Origin of the sequence: Aeromicrobium sp. Root495 (assembly GCF_001426755.1) — a bacterium.
Taxonomy (GTDB): domain Bacteria; phylum Actinomycetota; class Actinomycetes; order Propionibacteriales; family Nocardioidaceae; genus Aeromicrobium.
In genome coordinates, this window is sequence record NZ_LMFJ01000001.1 from 2303960 (window position 1) to 2321237 (window position 17278).

Annotated in this window: 19 protein-coding genes; 1 reads left to right on the top strand and 18 read right to left on the bottom strand. The window is 69.6% G+C overall.

Translation table 11 applies throughout. The features are described from left to right. The 14 genes from rplP to rpsL all read right to left on the bottom strand — a co-directional run bounded on the left by rplP (position 1) and on the right by rpsL (position 10774). Positions 1-423 carry a 50S ribosomal protein L16 gene (gene rplP / locus ASD11_RS11485; RefSeq protein ID WP_056287266.1) on the bottom strand — a complete coding sequence of 141 codons (423 nt, stop codon included), beginning with the start codon at positions 421-423 and terminating at the stop codon, positions 1-3. Next, positions 423-1247 (bottom strand): 30S ribosomal protein S3, encoded by an 825-nt coding sequence (gene rpsC / locus ASD11_RS11490; RefSeq protein WP_056287267.1) that lies wholly within the window; start codon positions 1245-1247, stop codon positions 423-425. Before rpsC ends, rplP begins: the two co-directional genes overlap by 1 nt. A gap of 2 nt (positions 1248-1249) precedes the next feature. Next, a complete protein-coding gene (gene rplV, locus ASD11_RS11495; RefSeq protein WP_082554311.1) occupies positions 1250-1666 on the bottom strand; it encodes a 50S ribosomal protein L22 in 417 nt (138 codons plus the stop codon). Then, on the bottom strand, positions 1663-1944 hold the full coding sequence (gene rpsS, locus ASD11_RS11500) for a 30S ribosomal protein S19 (RefSeq protein ID WP_056287271.1): 282 nt from the start codon (positions 1942-1944) through the stop codon (positions 1663-1665). The genes rplV and rpsS overlap by 4 nt, the downstream gene beginning before the upstream one ends. A gap of 21 nt (positions 1945-1965) precedes the next feature. Continuing rightward, the gene (rplB, locus tag ASD11_RS11505; RefSeq protein WP_056287273.1) at positions 1966-2793 is read right to left on the bottom strand and encodes a 50S ribosomal protein L2; all 828 of its coding nucleotides are present in this window, start codon (positions 2791-2793) and stop codon (positions 1966-1968) included. 14 nt (positions 2794-2807) lie between these two features. Further along, positions 2808-3110, bottom strand: a complete 303-nt coding sequence (gene rplW / locus ASD11_RS11510; protein ID WP_056287276.1) for a 50S ribosomal protein L23 — start codon at positions 3108-3110, stop codon at positions 2808-2810. Continuing rightward, positions 3107-4093, bottom strand: coding sequence for a 50S ribosomal protein L4, sunset domain variant (gene rplD, locus ASD11_RS11515; RefSeq protein WP_056287278.1), 987 nt, complete (start codon positions 4091-4093; stop codon positions 3107-3109). The genes rplW and rplD overlap by 4 nt, the downstream gene beginning before the upstream one ends. A 5-nt stretch (positions 4094-4098) precedes the next feature. Next, on the bottom strand, positions 4099-4758 hold the full coding sequence (gene rplC / locus ASD11_RS11520; protein WP_056287279.1) for a 50S ribosomal protein L3: 660 nt from the start codon (positions 4756-4758) through the stop codon (positions 4099-4101). Between the two features lie 17 nt (positions 4759-4775). Further along, a complete protein-coding gene (gene rpsJ, locus ASD11_RS11525; RefSeq protein WP_055964267.1) occupies positions 4776-5084 on the bottom strand; it encodes a 30S ribosomal protein S10 in 309 nt (102 codons plus the stop codon). 308 nt (positions 5085-5392) lie between these two features. Further along, the gene (locus ASD11_RS11530) at positions 5393-6307 is read right to left on the bottom strand and encodes a cation diffusion facilitator family transporter (RefSeq protein ID WP_056287282.1); all 915 of its coding nucleotides are present in this window, start codon (positions 6305-6307) and stop codon (positions 5393-5395) included. A gap of 160 nt (positions 6308-6467) precedes the next feature. Continuing rightward, positions 6468-7661 (bottom strand): elongation factor Tu, encoded by a 1194-nt coding sequence (gene tuf, locus ASD11_RS11535; protein WP_056287283.1) that lies wholly within the window; start codon positions 7659-7661, stop codon positions 6468-6470. 99 nt (positions 7662-7760) lie between these two features. Continuing rightward, positions 7761-9872, bottom strand: a complete 2112-nt coding sequence (gene fusA, locus ASD11_RS11540; RefSeq protein ID WP_056287284.1) for an elongation factor G — start codon at positions 9870-9872, stop codon at positions 7761-7763. 57 nt (positions 9873-9929) lie between these two features. Continuing rightward, entirely contained in the window at positions 9930-10400 is a 471-nt protein-coding gene (rpsG, locus tag ASD11_RS11545; RefSeq protein ID WP_056287286.1) for a 30S ribosomal protein S7, read from the bottom strand. After that, entirely contained in the window at positions 10400-10774 is a 375-nt protein-coding gene (gene rpsL, locus ASD11_RS11550; protein WP_056287289.1) for a 30S ribosomal protein S12, read from the bottom strand. Before rpsL ends, rpsG begins: the two co-directional genes overlap by 1 nt. Before the next feature lie 280 nt (positions 10775-11054). On the opposite strand from rpsL, the gene ASD11_RS11555 reads away from it, so the two are divergent. Further along, positions 11055-11549, top strand: coding sequence for a hypothetical protein (locus tag ASD11_RS11555; protein WP_056287292.1), 495 nt, complete (start codon positions 11055-11057; stop codon positions 11547-11549). Between the two features lie 6 nt (positions 11550-11555). Here ASD11_RS11555 and ASD11_RS11560 read toward each other — a convergent pair whose 3' ends face one another. From ASD11_RS11560 to ASD11_RS11575, 4 genes are read right to left on the bottom strand one after another with little or no spacing between them, the layout of a single operon-like run. Next, positions 11556-12281 (bottom strand): maleylpyruvate isomerase family mycothiol-dependent enzyme, encoded by a 726-nt coding sequence (locus ASD11_RS11560; RefSeq protein WP_056287294.1) that lies wholly within the window; start codon positions 12279-12281, stop codon positions 11556-11558. After that, positions 12278-15139 carry an FAD-binding and (Fe-S)-binding domain-containing protein gene (locus ASD11_RS11565; RefSeq protein WP_056287297.1) on the bottom strand — a complete coding sequence of 954 codons (2862 nt, stop codon included), beginning with the start codon at positions 15137-15139 and terminating at the stop codon, positions 12278-12280. Before ASD11_RS11565 ends, ASD11_RS11560 begins: the two co-directional genes overlap by 4 nt. A 1-nt stretch (position 15140) precedes the next feature. After that, positions 15141-15830: a GntR family transcriptional regulator gene (locus tag ASD11_RS11570; RefSeq protein WP_056287299.1), complete on the bottom strand. Its 690-nt coding sequence runs from the start codon at positions 15828-15830 to the stop codon at positions 15141-15143. A 22-nt stretch (positions 15831-15852) separates the two neighbouring features. Further along, on the bottom strand, positions 15853-17145 hold the full coding sequence (locus ASD11_RS11575) for a hydroxyacid-oxoacid transhydrogenase (protein ID WP_056288794.1): 1293 nt from the start codon (positions 17143-17145) through the stop codon (positions 15853-15855). Positions 17146-17278: the final 133 nt, after the last annotated feature.

A 17278-nucleotide genomic window follows, 5' to 3' on the forward strand; every position in this document is an offset into this window, starting at 1 on the left:
TCAGATGCCCCCCTCAGTCTCGCGCGAGATGAAGCGCGCCTTCATGGGCAGCTTGTGGATCGCGAGGCGCATGGCCTCGCGGGCCACCTCCTCGGTCACACCGGACAGCTCGAACATGACGCGTCCGGGCTTGACGTTGGCGACCCACCACTCGGGCGAGCCCTTGCCTGAACCCATGCGGGTCTCGGCGGGCTTCTTGGTGAGGGGGCGGTCCGGGTAGATGTTGATCCAGACCTTGCCGCCACGCTTCATGTGACGCGTCATGGCGATACGAGCGGACTCGATCTGTCGGTTGGTCACGTAGTGACCCTCGACAGCCTGGAGACCGAAGTCGCCGAAGGCGAGCGTCGTGCCGCCCTTGGCCATGCCACGGCGGTTGGGGTGGTGCTGCTTGCGGTACTTGACCCTTCGCGGCATCAGCATCAGTTCTCGCCTCCTTCGGCGGGAGCAGCAGCTGCGACGGCCTCGGCGGGCGCCTCAGCGGCAGGTGCGGTGGCCTGCTCGGCCGCGGGAGCGGCGTCGCGGGCGGGACGACGGGCGCCGTCACGGCCCCCGCGCTGGGGACGACGGGCGCCGGGAGCCGCCGCACGCTTGGCCGCCTCGGCCTCGCGCTCGGCGCGGGTGCCCGCGACCTCGCCCTTGTAGATCCAGACCTTCACGCCGATGCGGCCGAAGGTGGTCTTGGCCTCGTAGAAGCCGTAGTCGACGTCGGCGCGCAGCGTGTGCAGCGGGACGCGACCCTCGCGGTAGAACTCCGAGCGGCTCATCTCGGCGCCACCGAGGCGGCCCGAGCACTGGATCCGGATGCCCTTGGCACCGGAACGCATCGTCGTCTGCATGGCCTTGCGCATGGCGCGGCGGAACTGCACACGACCGCTGAGCTGCTCGGCGACACCCTGGGCGACGAGCTGGGCATCCATCTCGGGCTGCTTGACCTCGAGGATGTTGAGCTGCACCTGCTTGCCGGTGAGCTTCTCGAGGTCGCCGCGGATGCGGTCGGCCTCGGCGCCACGGCGGCCGATGACGATGCCCGGACGCGCGGTGTGGATGTCGACGCGGACGCGGTCACGCGTGCGCTCGATCTCCACGCGGCTGATGCCGGCGCGGTCCATGCCCTTGGTCAGGAGCTTGCGGATCTTGACGTCCTCACCGACGTAGCTGCTGTACAGCTTGTCCGCGTACCAGCGGCTCTTGTGATCGGTGGAGATGCCGAGTCGGAAGCCGTGCGGGTTGATCTTCTGACCCATGTTCAGTTCCCGCCCTTCGCGGTGTTGGCGACCGGCTCGACGACGACGGTCAGGTGGCTGCTGCGCTTGAGGATGCGGTTGGCCGCACCCTTGGCGCGGGGGCGCCAACGCTTCATGGTCGGTCCCTCGTCGACCTGGACGGTCGTGATGACGAGGCTGCTGCGGTCGAGACCCTCGGTGACCTCGGCGTTGGACGCCGCGGAGTCGACGAGCTTGTAAAAGTTCTCGGCGACGGCCTGCGGCGCGAACTGCAGGATCGCGAGGGCTTCCTCGACGCTGCGGCCACGGACCAGGTCGCCGACGCGGCGCGACTTCTGCGGCGTGACGCGCACGAAGCGCGCCACGGCGAAGGAGCCGGGACGGTCGCCGAGCAGGCGCTCGCGGCGCGCGCTGACGTTCTCACGGGTGGTGGCGCTCATCGACGCTTCGCCTTTCGATCGTCCTTCTCGTGACCACGGAAGGTGCGGGTCGGGGCGAACTCGCCCAGCTTGTGACCCACCATCGCGTCGGTGACGAACACCGGCACGTGCTTGCGGCCGTCGTGCACGGCGATCGTGTGTCCGATGAAGGACGGCAGGATCATCGAGCGACGCGACCACGTCTTGATCACGGTGTGGGTCTCGGCGGCGTTCTGCGCGTCGACCTTCTTCTCGAGGTGCCCGTCGACGAACGGGCCCTTCTTCAAACTACGAGGCATATTCTAGATTCCTTCGAGGACTCAGCGGCCGGACTTGCGGCGACGGACGATCATCTGGTCACTGGCCTTGCGCTTGCGCGTGCGGCCCTCGGGCTTGCCCCACGGGCTGACCGGGTGGCGACCACCGGAGGTCTTGCCCTCGCCACCGCCGTGCGGGTGGTCGATCGGGTTCATGGCCACACCACGGACGGTCGGGCGCTTGCCCTTCCAGCGGTTGCGGCCGGCCTTGCCCCAGTTGATGTTGGACTGCTCGGCGTTGCCGACCTCGCCGATGCTGGCGCGGCAGCGGACGTCGACGTAGCGCATCTCGCCCGAGGGCAGACGCAGCTGTGCGCGCGTGCCTTCCTTGGCGACGAGCTGGGTCTTGACCCCGGCGGAACGGCCCATCTTGGCGCCACCGCCGGGACGCAGCTCGATGCCGTGGATCGTGGTGCCCACGGGGATGTTGCGCAGCGGCAGGTTGTTGCCGGGCTTGATGTCGGCGCCCACACCGGACTCGACCGTCATGCCCTGCTTCAGGCCCTCGGGTGCGATGATGTAGCGCTTCTCGCCGTCCGCGTAGTGCAGCAGCGCGATGCGTGCCGTGCGGTTGGGGTCGTACTCGATGTGAGCGACCTTGGCGGGGATCCCGTCCTTGTCGGCCCGACGGAAGTCGATGATGCGGTAGGCGCGCTTGTGACCGCCACCCTGGTGACGCGTGGTGATGCGTCCCTGGTTGTTGCGGCCGCCCTTCTTGGGCAGCGGCTCCACGAGCGACTTCTCAGGCGTCGTGCGAGTGATCTCGGCGAAGTCGGCGACGCTGGAGCCGCGACGGCCCGGCGTGGTCGGCTTGTACTTGCGGATTGCCATGTCTAGTCAGTCCCTCAGCTCGGGCTCGAGAAGATGTCGATGCTCTGGCCGGCCGCCACGCTCACGATGGCGCGCTTGGTGTCCTTGCGCTTGCCCAGGCCATTACGCGTGCGACGCGTCTTGCCCTTGCGGTTCATCGTGTTCACAGCGGTGACCTTGACGCCGAAGATGTTCTCGACGGCGATCTTGATCTCCGTCTTGTTGGCGTCGGGGTGCACCACGAAGGTGTACTTGTTGTCGTCGAGGAGGCTGTAGCTCTTCTCGCTCACGACCGGCGCGATCAGGATGTCGCGCGGGTCCTTCTGCAGGGTGCTCATGCGCCCTCTCCTGCCTTCTCGAAGCCGGCAGCCTGCGCCGACTCCTCGGTGTCGAACCAGACCTCGGCGACCGTCTGGTCGTACCAGGGGCTGTCGGGCGTGTGGAACTTCATGGAGTCCTCGTTGCCCTTGATCTCGTGGCCCTTGGGAGCGTTGCCGCTCTTGAGCGGGGCCTTGGACCCGGGGCCGTAGGGCTGCGTCGCGGTGGCCTTGGGGGCCTCCGCGGCGGGAGCAGCCTCGACCGGAGCGGCCTCGGCCTTCTCGGCCTTGGGCGCAGCAGCCTTCTTGGCCGGGGCCTTCTTGGCTGCGGGCGCCTTCTTGGCGGCCTTGGCCGGAGCCTCGTCCGCCTCGGTGACGGCCTTGCTGAGCGCGACCGTGGCGGTGCCCTCGGCGGAGCGCGCGGCGACGAACGCGTCGAACGCGGCCTGCGTGAAGACCACGTCGTCGGCCTTGACGACGTCGTAGGTGTTCAGCTGGTCGAACGTCAGCAGGACGAGCTCGGGGATGTTGCGCAGGCTCTTGACCGTGTTGTCGTCACCGCGGTCGATGACCACGAGGATGCGACGACGGGTCGTGACCTGGGCGAGCGACTCGATGGCCGTCCGGGTGGACGGGGCCGAGCCGACGAGCGTGTCGACGACGTGCAGGCGACCCGTGCGGGCCCGGTCCGACAGGGCACCGCGCAGGGCGGCAGCCTTCATCTTCTTGGGCGTGCGCTGGTCGTAGCTGCGCGGCGTGGGGCCGTGGACGACGCCACCACCGTTGTACTGGGGTGCGCGGATGGAGCCCTGGCGGGCGCGGCCGGTGCCCTTCTGGCGGTACGGCTTCTTGCCGCCACCGCGGACCTCGCCGCGCGACTTGGTGTCGTGCGTGCCCTGGCGGGCAGCAGCGAGCTGGGCCGTGACGACCTGGTGGATCAGGGGGATGTTCGTCTGCACGTCGAAGATGTCGACGGGCAGCGCAGCATCGATGGTCTTCACCATGGTGCTCAGGCTCCCTTCTTGGAAGCGCTACGGACGACCACGAGGGCGCCCTTAGGGCCGGGGACGGCGCCCTTGACGAGGATGACTCCCTTGTCGAGGTCGACGGCGTGGACACGGACGTTCTGGGTGGTGACGGTCTCAGCACCCATGTGGCCTGCCATGCGCAGACCCTTGAAGACGCGACCCGGGGTGGCGCAGCCACCGATCGAGCCGGGCTTGCGGTGGTTGCGGTGGGCGCCGTGCGAGGCGCCGACGCCGGCGAAGCCGTGACGCTTCATGACGCCGGCGAAGCCCTTGCCCTTGCTGGTCGCAGTGACGTCGACGATGTCGCCGGCGGCGAAGATGTCGGGCGAGATCTCCTGGCCGAGCGTGAAGTCGGCGACGGCCTCGGTGCGGATCTCCACGACGTGACGACGCGGCGTGGTGCCGGCCTTCGCGAAGTGACCCGTCTGGGGCTTGTTGACCTTGCGGCCCTCGATCTCGCCGAAGCCGATCTGGACGGCGCTGTAGCCGTCGGTCTCACGCGTGCGGATCTGCGTGACGACGTTGGTGCCGGCCGCCAGGACGGTGACGGGGACGATCTTGCCGTCCGCGTCCCAGACCTGGGTCATGCCGAGCTTGCGACCGAGGAGGCCGCGCGTGGTGGCGTTGGTGACGGTGCTCATGCTGCGGGACTCCTCTCTCAGAGCTTGATCTCGATGTCGACGCCAGCCGGCAGGTCGAGTCGCATGAGCGAGTCGACCGTCTTCGGCGTGGGATCGATGATGTCGATGAGCCGCTTGTGGGTGCGCATCTCGAAGTGCTCGCGGCTGTCCTTGTACTTGTGGGGCGAACGGATGACGCAGTACACGTTCTTCTCCGTCGGCAGGGGCACAGGACCGGCGACCGAGGCACCCGTACGGGTGACGGTGTCGACGATCTTGCGCGCCGAGGTGTCAATGACCTCGTGGTCGTAGGCCTTGAGCCGGATACGGATCTTCTGTCCCGCCATGCTCTGCTCGTCCTTCTCTCGTCTGCTTCTGTGACCGGAAGCGGTCAGCCGCTCCAGCTCGCTCCACCACCGAGCCCCGAGGTCGGGCGTGTCGCGGTCAGGACCGCGCGCATGCGTCAACACTTCTCAAGTTGGGTGGTTGGACCGCGGCGCCCCAGCGGGGTTCCAGCAGTCAGGCCAGCGCACGTGACGCGTTCGTTTGACCCGGCGTGAGTTCCGGACGAATCGCGCCCCAGCAAACCGGCCGGAGCAACCGCACTAGTCTGACAGACATCGCGGCCCAAACACAAATCGGCTCCGGCGGCGTCTCAGTGGTGCAGGTGCTGCTCGCTCGTGGCGTGACCGAGGGGCTCCAGCTGGAGCGTCGAGTGCTCCACGTCGAAGTGGTCTGCGAGGCACGAACGCAGACGGTCGAGGACGGCGTGGGCCTCCCCCATGCCCTCGACCGAGTCGTCCACCACGATGTGGGCACTCATCACCGGCATGCCCGACGTGATGGTCCAGACGTGCAGGTCGTGGACGTCGACCACGCCGTCGGCCCGGAGCAGGTGCTCGCGCAGCTGCGCGAGGTCGACGTCCTTGGGCGTGGACTCCAGCAGCACCTCCACGACCTCACGCAGCAGGGAGACGGCTCGCGGGACGATCATCGCGGCGATCACGAGCGACGCGACGGCGTCGGCCTGGTGCCAGCCCGTGACCAGCACGACCCCGGCCGCCACGAGCACCGCGACGGACCCGAGCGCATCCCCCACCACCTCGAGGTAGGCGCCCCGGACGTTGAGGCTCTCCTGCGCACCGTCGCGCAAGATGACCAGTCCGGCCACGTTCGCCGCAAGTCCCACGAGGCCGGCCACGAGGACCGGCAGACCCTCGAGGTCGACGGGCTCGCCGAGTCGACCGACGGCCGTCCAGACGATCCACCCGCACAGGCCGAGCAGGAGCAGGCCGTTCAGGCCGGCCGCGAGCACCTCGGTGCGGTGGTACCCGAAGCTGCGGCGTGAGCCGGGCCGACCGCCGCGCTGGGCGACGGTGATGGCGGCCAGCGCGAGGACGATCCCGACCGAGTCGCCCAGCACGTGACCGGCGTCGGCCAGCAGCGCCAGGCTCCCGGTGCTGAGCGCCACGACGATCTCGACCACGAAGACCGTGGCGGCGAGTCCCAGCACCACGAGGAGACGGCCCCGGTGCTGGGCCCCCGTCCCGTGTGCGTGGTCGTGGCCCATGGGAAGAACCTAACCTCTGCGCCCCACGCGGGCGAGCGTCGTGTCCAGCAGGAGGACGCCCACGACAACCATTCGCACGAGCGGTCCCACCGACGACAAGACCCCCCGGACCCGAAGGTCCGAGGGGTCTTGCTCAGCAGGTCTGCTGTGTCAGGTCAGATCACTTGTTGATCTTGGTGACACGGCCGGCGCCGACGGTACGACCACCCTCACGGATGGCGAACCGAAGGCCCTCGTCCATGGCGATCGGCTGGATGAGCTGGACGCTCATCTCGGTGTTGTCGCCGGGCATGACCATCTCGGTGCCCTCGGGCAGCGTGACGACGCCGGTGACGTCCGTCGTGCGGAAGTAGAACTGCGGACGGTAGTTGTTGAAGAACGGCGTGTGACGGCCACCCTCCTCCTTGGACAGGATGTAGACCTGGCCCTCGAACTCCGTGTGCGGCGTCGTGGAGCCGGGCGCGATGATGACCATGCCGCGCTCGACGTCCTCACGCTTGGTGCCACGGAGCAGGAGGCCCACGTTCTCACCAGCCTGGCCCTCGTCGAGGAGCTTGCGGAACATCTCGATGCCCGTGACCGTGGTGGTCTGCTTCTCCTCGCGGATGCCGACGATGTCGACGGTCTCGTTGACCTTGACGATGCCGCGCTCGATACGACCGGTGATGACGGTTCCACGACCGGTGATCGTGAAGACGTCCTCGACGGGCATGAGGAACGGCTTCTCGGTCTCACGGGGAGGCATGGGGATGTAGTCATCCACGGCCTGCATGAGCTCGAGCACCGAAGCGCCCCACTTCTCGTCACCGGCGAGGGCCGGGACGGCCGCCACCTGGACGACGGGGACGTTGTCGCCGTCGAAGTCCTGATCGCTCAGGAGCTCACGGACCTCGAGCTCGACGAGCTCCAGGATCTCCTCGTCATCGACCATGTCGCACTTGTTGAGCGCCACGACCATGGCCGGCACGCCGACCTGCTTGGCCAGCAGCACGTGCTCGCGCGTCTGGGGCATCGGGCCGTCGGTGGCGGCGACCACGAGGATCGCGCCGTCCATCTGAGCCGCGCCGGTGATCATGTTCTTGACGTAGTCGGCGTGACCGGGGCAGTCGACGTGCGCGTAGTGGCGGTTCTCGGTCTGGTACTCGACGTGCGAGATCGAGATCGTGATGCCGCGCTGCTTCTCCTCGGGCGCCTTGTCGATCTGGTCGAAGGCCGAGGCCTCGTTCAGATCGGGGTACTTGTCGTGCAGCACCTTGGTGATCGCCGCCGTGAGCGTCGTCTTACCGTGGTCGATGTGACCGATGGTGCCGATGTTCATGTGCGGCTTGGTCCGCTCGAACTTCGCCTTAGCCACTGGGGCTCCTTCTGGGTTGTGAGTTGCTGTGTCTGTGTGTGAAAGCCGTGTGGGCTCCGCTGGGGAGACCGCAGGCCACCTTACCGATGACTCCGACGGTTACTCGCCGCGGGCCTTCTTGATGATCTCTTCCGCCACGGCCTTGGGGACCTCGGCGTAAGAGTCGAACTGCATCGAGTATGACGCACGGCCTGAGGTCTTGGACCGCAGGTCGCCCACGTACCCGAACATCTCGGAGAGCGGCACGATCGCCTTGATCAGCTTCGAGCCACCGTATCCCTCCTCCATGGCCTGGACCTGGCCACGACGGGAGTTGAGGTCGCCGATCACGTCGCCCATGTAGTCCTCGGGCGTGGTGACGTCGACGGCGAAGACAGGCTCGAGCAGGACCGGGTCGGCCTTGCGCACTGCCTCCTTGAACGCCATCGAGCCGGCGAGCTTGAACGCGAGCTCGGAGGAGTCGACGTCGTGGTACGCGCCGTCCTCGAGCGTGACCTTGACGTCGACCATCTGGTAGCCGGCGAGGATGCCGAACTGCATGGCGTCCTGGGCTCCGGCGTCGACCGACGGGATGTACTCGCGGGGCACGCGGCCACCGGAGACGGCGTTGTCGAACTCGTAGCCACCCTCGCCACCGGTCAGCGGGCCCGTGGGCTCGACGCTGATGATGACCTTGGCGAACTGGCCGGAGCCACCCGTCTGCTTCTTGTGGGTGTAGCTGACGTTCTCGACCTTGCGCTTGATGGTCTCGCGGTACGCGACCTGCGGCTTGCCGACGTTGGCCTCGACGTTGAACTCGCGCTTCATGCGGTCCACGAGGATGTCGAGGTGCAGCTCGCCCATGCCGGCGATGATGGTCTGACCCGTCTCCTCGTCGGTGTGGACCTGGAACGTCGGGTCCTCCTCGGCGAGACGCTGGATGGCGACGCCGAGCTTCTCCTGGTCGCTCTTGGTCTTGGGCTCGATGGCGACCTGGATGACCGGGTCGGGGAACGTCATGGACTCGAGCACGATCTGCTTCTGCGGATCCGCCAGGGTCTCGCCCGTGGTGGTGTCCTTGAGGCCCATCACGGCGACGATCTGACCGGCGCCGACCGACGCGATCTCAGCGCGCTTGTTGGCGTGCATCTGGTAGATCTTGCCGATCCGCTCCTTGCGGCCCTTGGTCACGTTGATGACCGTGGAGCCCGACTCGAGGCGACCGGAGTAGACGCGCAGGTACGTGAGCTTGCCCAGGTGCGGGTCCGACGCGATCTTGAAGGCCAGGGCCGCGAACGGCTGGTCCTCGCTGGGCTCGCGGGTGTCGGTGATCGACTCGTCGCGCGGGTCGAGACCCGTGACGGCGCCGACGTCGATGGGCGACGGCAGGTAGTCGATGACCGCGTCGAGCAGGGGCTGGACGCCCTTGTTCTTGAACGCGGTGCCGCACAGGATCGGGTTGAGCTTGGCGTCGAGCGTGGAGCGACGGATCGCGGCCTTGATGATGTCGACCGTGAGGTCGGCACCGTCGAGGTACAGCTCGGCGAAGTCGTCGTCGACGTCGGCCAGGGTCTCGAGCATGTGCTCGCGAGCCTCGGCGACCTCGTCGGCGATGTCGGCCGGGATCTCCTCGACCGTGTAGTCCTCACCGATGGCCGTCTCGCCACGCCACACGAGCGCACGCATGCCGACGAGGTCGACGACGCCGATGAAGTCGCCCTCGGCGCCGATCGGCACCTGCAGGACCAGGGCCGTGGCGCCGAGGCGCTCACGGATGGTCTTCACGCAGAAGTCGAACGAGGCGCCCGTGCGGTCGAGCTTGTTGACGAAGCACATGCGCGGCACGCCGTACTTGTCGGCCTGACGCCACACGTTCTCGGACTGGGGCTCGACACCCGCGACACCGTCGAAGACCGCGATCGCACCGTCGAGCACGCGCAGGTTGCGCTCCACCTCGACGGTGAAGTCGACGTGACCCGGGGTGTCGATGATGTTGATCTGGTTGTCCTTCCACCAGCACGTGGTGGCAGCAGAGGTGATCGTGATGCCACGCTCCTGCTCCTGCTCCATCCAGTCCATGGTGGCGCCGCCGTCGTGCACCTCACCGATCTTGTAGTTGATACCGGTGTAGAAGAGGATGCGCTCGGTGGTGGTGGTCTTGCCGGCATCGATGTGCGCCATGATGCCGATGTTGCGGACGCGGGTCAGGTCCGTCGTGATGTCGGTTGCCACAGTGAGCTACCTAGTTCCTTACGTCGAGGGTGGTGCGGGGTCCTGAGGGTTCTCAGGTCACCAGCGGTAGTGGGCGAAGGCGCGGTTGGCCTCGGCCATCTTGTGCGTGTCCTCACGCTTCTTGACGCTGCCGCCGAGACCGTTGCTGGCGTCGAGGAGCTCGTTCTGCAGGCGCTCGGCCATGGTCTTCTCACGACGCTCGCTCGAGTACTTGACGAGCCAGCGGAGGGCGAGCGTGGTCTGGCGCTCGGCACGGACCTCGATCGGGACCTGGTACGTGGCGCCACCGACACGGCGGCTCTTGACCTCGAGGCTGGGCTTGACGTTGTCGAGCGCGCGCTTGAGCGTGATGACCGGATCGGTGCCGGACTTCTCGCGAGTTCCCTCGAGAGCGGAGTAGACGATGCGCTGAGCGGTCTGCTTCTTGCCGTCGACCAGGATCTTGTTGATCAGCTGGGTGACGAGCTGGTTGCTGTAGACCGGATCGGTCTCGACGACACGCTTCGGTGCCGGACCCTTGCGAGGCATTAGCTCTTCTCCTTCTTCGCGCCGTAACGGCTGCGAGCCTGCTTGCGACCCTTGACACCCTGCGTGTCGAGCGAGCCGCGGACGATCTTGTAGCGCACACCGGGGAGGTCCTTCACACGACCACCACGAACGAGCACGATGGAGTGCTCCTGGAGGTTGTGGCCCTCACCCGGGATGTATGCGGTGACCTCGGTGCCGCTGGAGAGGCGGACACGAGCAACCTTTCGCAGCGCGGAGTTCGGCTTCTTGGGGGTGGTGGTGTACACGCGGGTGCACACACCACGGCGCTGCGGCGAGCCCTTGAGGGCGGGTGTGTTCGTCTTGACCACCTTGGACTGGCGGCCCTTTCGAACGAGCTGGTTGATCGTGGGCACTACATACTTCTTTCTTCAGGACTGCGAAGTCTGAGTTCTGGATGCACTCACCGCTGGAAATGAAGCGCAGGGGCGGGATGCGTGCAGCGGCCCAGAGATTCCGGGCACGGCTACCAAGACTACCGGGTGGAACAGGGCCGGTCAAAACCGGCCGGACCGGGCCCGACGGCCCCTCGTCGGCACACGACGCGGACCTCTCGGGCGTGACGGAGGTCACGGTCCGCGCGCCGGCCGCACCCGTCAGGTTGAGCGCACACCGCCGACCACACCGGAGCCCTCCATGACCCGTGCCTTGCCTCGCTCGCTCGCCCTCGCCGTCGCCTCGGCGGGGCTCTCGCTCGGTCTCGCGGCCCCGGCGTCCGCCTCCCCGACCGACGACGTCAAGACCGCTCTCGGGGCGGGGGACGGCCCTCGCGCTGCACGCCTCATCGCGTCGAGCGGCTTCGCCACGCAGCCCGCGGTCCTGGCCGACCTCATCTACGGCGGCGGCGTCATCGCGGTGCGCGACGGACACGACGAGGCCTTCACCGAGGCCGTCGCCGTGGCCTTCGTGGACGGCGGCGTGTCCCCCGCCACGGCCCAGCTGGCCTTCGCCGACGCGGCCACCCTCGTGGCGAGCAACGCTGCGAACGACCCGCAGATCCTTCAGGAGCTCGCGCCCGGCGGCGTGGCCATCCTGCGGACCGAGCTGCGGTACGCGGGTGTCAGCCTGCCCGCCCTCGGGCTCGACGCGCTCGACCTTCCTCGCCTGCCGCTGCCGCTGCAGCTCTTCTGAGCCGGCTCAGGCGGTGAGCGGGCCGGCGAGGAGGTCCTCGGCCGCCGAGCCGTCCACGACCAGCACGTCGTGGGGCACGCGGCGCCAGATCCCGAGGTAGAGGTCGGAGGCCGTCCCACGGACCGTGGCCGCCGCCGGCGCGGAGGCGTCCAGCAGCGGCGGGGGCTCGTGACCGTCGCCGGGACCGAGGGCCCACACGTCGCCCGTGTCGGTGGCCTCGAGCCGCACGGTGCCGGTGAGCACCGGACGCATCCCGCGGCCCGTGAGCCGCGCGAAGAACGTCCGGAGGACCTCGGAGACGCCGTCGGCGGCGATGGCCGGCGGCACCGCGGGTGTCCCGTGGCCCGTGGCCTGCAGCAGGTCCGCGAGGTGGACCGTGGTCTCGTGCAGCTGCCGGCGGGGCCAGAACGCAGCGGTCTCGTCGAGTCGCGAGAAGTTGGGCACCTGCTCGGTCGGCTCGACGGCCTGCAGGGCGCCCAGCAGGGCGGTGGCGCAGCTCGCGTACCAGGGAGCGAGCGGACCGACGACCACCGGCTCGGGCTCGCGGACCTGCTGGCCCGACAGCACGATGGCGGCGGCCCAGCGGTGCACCGTGCCCACGTGGACGGCCAGGTCGCGCACCGTCCAGCCCGGGCACGCGGGGACGTCGGCGGTCTCGTCGGCGCCGTCGAGGGCCTCGGCGAACCGGCCCATCGTCGTGGCGAGCTCGTCCATCGTGTCGATCCCGGTCATCTGGACTCCTGCGCGAGCAGCTGGGCGAGGTGGATCGGGACCACGTCGGTGAGGTCGTCGAGCTGCGTGCGGCACGAGAACCCGTCGGCGAGGAAGACGGCGTCGGGACCGGCCGCTCGCACGGCCGGGAGCAGCTGCTGCTCCGCCACGGCGAGGGAGACCTCGTAGTGGCCCTTCTCCACGCCGAAGTTGCCGGCCAGTCCGCAGCACCCGGACAGACGGGTGACGTCGGCGCCGGAGCGCCGCAGGATGGACAGGTCCGCCTCGAAGCCCAGCACCGACGACTGGTGGCAGTGCGGCTGCACGACGACCTCGGTCCCCGTGAGGTCCGGGGGCTCCCAGCCCTCGGTCCCGTCGAGCAGCTCGGCGAGCGTCTTCACGCCGGCAGCCACCTCGACGGCCCGGACGTCGTCGGTGAGCTCCACCGCGTCGGAGCGCAGCACCGCGAGGCACGAGGGCTCGAGGCCCACGACCGGGATCCCGGCGGCCACGTAGGGGTGGAGCGCGGCGACCGCCGTCTCGATGAGCTCACGTGCCGTGTCCAGCTGTCCGGTGGTGATCCACGTGAGGCCGCAGCAGGCCTGCCGGTCGAGGAGCTCGACGTGGTAGCCGGCGGACTCGAGCAGCCGCAGCGCGGCCACTCCCCCGTCGGTCGAGAAGTACTCGGTGAAGGAGTCGGACCACAGCAGCACCGTGCCGTTCGGTGCCTCGGCAGGCGCGTCCCCCTGCGCCCGACGAAGGCTCCGCACCACGCGGCCCAGGCGCTTGGTCGCGAAGGAGGGCAGGCTGCGGCGCTGGTCGACGCCGGCCACCCACCGGGCGACGTGCGCCAGCCCTGGCACCTTGAGGGCGAGGTTGGCCAGCCCCGCGACCGGCGACGTGAGCCGAGCCCAGAAGGGCAGCTTGCCGAGCACGTAGTGGCTGCGAGGACGAAGGCGGCCGCGGTAGGTCTGGTGGAGCACCTCGGACTTGTACGTGGCCATGTCGACGCCCGTGGGGCAGTCGCTCAGGCAGCCCTTGCAGGAGAGGCAGAGGTCGAGGGCCTCGTGGACCTCCGGCGACCGGAAGCCGTCCTTCACGAGGCGTCCGTCGACCATCTCCTGGAGCACGCGGGCCCGGCCGCGGGTCGAGTCCTTCTCGTTGCGCGTGGCCTGGAACGAGGGGCACATGACGCCGCCGGACGCGCTGTTGTCGGCGAGGCACTTGCCGACGCCGGTGCAGCGGTGCACGGCCCGGCCGAGGTCGCCGTCGTCGTGGAGCAGGCGGAGCCCCTTGCGGGTGCCCTGCAGGCCCGGGGTCCAGCCGCGGCCGCTGCCCCGCAGGTCGGCGTCGATGGGAGCGGGGTCCACGAGGTTGCCCGGGTTGAGCAGGTTGTCGGGGTCGAAGACGCCCTTGACCTGCTGGAAGAGGCTCATCGCCTCGGACGAGTACATGAGCGGCAGCAGCTCGGAGCGGGCCCGGCCGTCACCGTGCTCGCCGGAGAACGAGCCTCCGTGCGAGGCCGTGAGGCGGGCCGCGTCCGTGACGAACTCGCGGTAGGTGGCGTGGCCTCCGGGCTCGTCGAGCGGGAAGTCGATGCGCACGTGCACGCAGCCGTCGCCGAGGTGGCCGAAGGGCTCACCGTTGAGGCCGTGCTGCTCGAGGAGGGCGGTGAAGTCGCGCAGGTAGTCGCCGATCACGGCGGGCGGCACCGCGGCGTCCTCCCAGCCCGAGAGGGCCGGGCGGTCCCAGATGCGGGACGCGAGACCCGCACCCTCCTCGCGGATCCGCCAGAACGCGGCCTGCTCGCGCGGGTCGACCACATGACGGTGGGCGAACGACGCCGACGCCTGGACCACGCGCTCCGCCTCGGCCGCGAGCGCTGCCGGGTCGTCACCCGCGAGCTCGACGTAGAGGAAGCCACCGCCCTGCGGGTACTCGGGCACACCGGCGCCGCCCTTGGCGGCCCGGAAGACCTCGACGATCCGTGCCCCGAGACCCTCGCAGGCCACCGGGCCGAACGGGAGCATCGTCGGGACGTCGTCGGCCGCGTCGGGCATGGAGGCATAGCCGAGCACGACGAGGTGGATGTGGTCGGGCGTGCGGACCAGGTCGACCGTGGCACCCAGCGTGACGGCCAGTGTCCCCTCGGTGCCGGCCAGGAAGGAGCCGACGTCGAAGCCGCGCTCGGGCAGGAGGTGCTCGAGGCTGTAGCCCGAGACCTGGCGCCCGAACCGGCCCAGCTCGGTACGCACCGTCCCGAGGTCGCCGGCCACGACACCGCGGAGCGCGTCGAGCGTGGGTGAGCTGGTCGTGAGGTCGCGGCCCACGAGGAGCCGCTCCCCCGCCACGGTGGCGACGTCCATGGCCGCGACGTTGTCGGCGCTGCGGCCGTAGCCGAGCGCTCGGTTCCCGCACGCGTTGTTGCCGATCATGCCCGCGACCGTGCAGCGGGTGTGGGTGGACGGATCGGGGCCGTAGCGCAGGCCGAGCGGTGCGGCGGCGCGCTGCAGGACCGAGTGCACCACCCCGGGGTCGACCCGGGCGGTCCGCGCCTCGGCGTCGACGGCGTGGACCACGTTCATGTGCTTGGAGAAGTCGACGACGATGCCCGGTCCCACGGCGTTGCCCGCGATGGACGTGCCCGCTCCACGGGACGTGAGCGGCACACCGGTCGCGCGGCTCGCGTCGATGACGGCCAGCACCTCGTCGGCGTCGCGTGGGCGCACCACGACCTCGGGCACCACCCGGTACAACGACGCGTCGGTGCTGTACAGCGCTCGCGTGGTGCTGGAGTCGTCGACGTCGCCGACGCCTCGGCGACGCAGCTCGGCCACCACGGTCCCTGTCTCGCTCACGACGCTCGTCATGAGTAGCATGCTACTCGACGCCCACCAGGACGCGCACCCGATCGGGCCAGCCGGCGTCGGGCTCCGCTCCCCCGCCCACCTGCCGGGCCAGCAGCTCCGCGGTGTGCAGGAGGTGCTCGAGCATCGCCCGGGCCGCGGCAGAGGCATCGCCCCGCGCGATCGCGTCGACGAGCGGAGCGTGCTCCTCGGCCACGGCATGGATGGAGCGGGACGTGTCGATCGTGCTGACGCCGCGTGCCTGGATGGAGCCACGCAGACGCCTGATCTCCTCCTCCAGACGGACGTTGCCCGAGGCCGCGGCCACGAAGCCGTGCAGTGCCCGGTCGTGCTCGGTGAAGGCCTGCTCGTCGCCGACGTCCGCGGCCGCCCGCATGGCGTCGAGACCCACCCGGAGCCGCTCGGCGAGCTCAGGGGTGGCCTCGCGGGCCGCACGGGCCGCGGCCGGCACCTCGAGCAGGACCCGCAGCTCGAAGACGTCGAGCACGTCCTGCGGCGAGACTCCCACCACCACGACGCCCCGGTTCTTCTCCACCACCACCAGGCCGAGGTCGGCCAGGCGCAGCACGGCCTCGCGGGCGGGCGTGCGGGAGACGTCGAGCTCCTCGGCGAGCCGGTAGATCGAGTGCCGCGAGCCGGCTGCCAGACGCCCGGACACGATGGCGTCGCGGAGCTCGAGGAAGACCCGGTCGGCCGACGTCACCCGTGGAGCGGCCACCGGGCCGTCACCAGAGCTCGAGCGAGGCGTCGAGGATGGCGGCGAGGTCCTCGTCGCGGACGTCGAGCGGTGCCGTGGCGAGCAGTCGCTGCTGCTTGACCGCACCCTCCACGAGGGAGTCGACGTCGGAGGACGTGAAGCCCACGGCGGCCAGGCCCGACGGGATGCCGACGTCGCGCATGACCGAGGCCAGCACCTGCGGCAGGAGGTCGGCCGGGTCGTCGGTCATCTCGGCCGTGGGGTCGAGCAGCTGCGCGGCTCGCACGTGGCGGTCGGGGTCGGCGGGGAACGTGAAGCGAAACGCCTCGGGCGCCGTGAGGGAGACGGCCATGCCGTGGGGCACCATCGCGTGGTCGGCCGGGCCACCGTCGGGGCCGTAGCCCTCGGGCCGGAACTCGCGCACCTGCCCGGCGACGGGATAGGCGTTGGCGTGCGGGATGTGGACGCCGGCGTTGCCGAAGCCCAGACCGGCGAACGTCGCGGCCAGGGCCACCTGGGTGCGCGCCTCGAGGTCGTCGCCCTGACGGACCACGGTGCGGAAGGCGCCGGCCATGAGGCTCAGGGCCTTCTCCGACCAGAGGTCGGCGATGGGGTTGGAACCGCAGTACGGCACGCGCTGCTCCGCCGACTTGTGCTCGTACGACACGTACGGGCGGGCGGTGTAGCTCTCGAGTGCGTGGCAGAGGATGTCGAGTCCCGAGGCGGCAGTGACCTGGGAGGGCTGGGTGAGGGTCAGCTCGGGATCCACCACGGCGAGCGTCGGGCGCAGGCGCGGGTGGGAGATGCCGGTCTTGACGTGCTGGCTCACGACGTCGAGGACGCAGATGGTGGTGCTCTCCGACCCGGTGCCGGTGGTGGTGGGCAGCGCGACGAGCGGCAGCAGCGGCTTCTCGGGGGCGCGACCCTGGCCCACGGGAGCATTCACGTAGTCCATGAGCTCGCCGTCGTTCGTGACGAGGAGGTTGACCGCCTTCGCGGTGTCGATGGCGCTGCCGCCGCCGATCGCCACGACGGCGTCGAGGTGGCCCGCCGCACGGCCGAAGTCGATGGCCTCCTGAAGGCTCGCGTCGGTGGGCTCCACCCGGGCGCGGTCGAACAGGACCGCCTCCACGCCGCCGGCCGCGAGCAGCTCCACGAGCTCGGCCGGGCGACCCGTGGCCGCGACGCCCGGATCGGTCACGACGAGGACCCGACGGGCTCCCAGCTGGGCCAGGTCGTAGGCCAGCTCGTGCCGGGCGCCGACGCCGAACTTGAGTCCTGGAGCACCGTAGGTGAAGACGCTCTCAGGATCGGCTGGCATCGTGAGGGTCTGCGGTGGGCGGTTCACAGGGGCCTCCTGGGCTGGTCGGGTTGCACTCGATGGGAGAATGGCGCAGACGTGTGGCGCCCGCCGAGCCCGACCCTACGGGACCACCGCCGATTTTCTTGAGAAG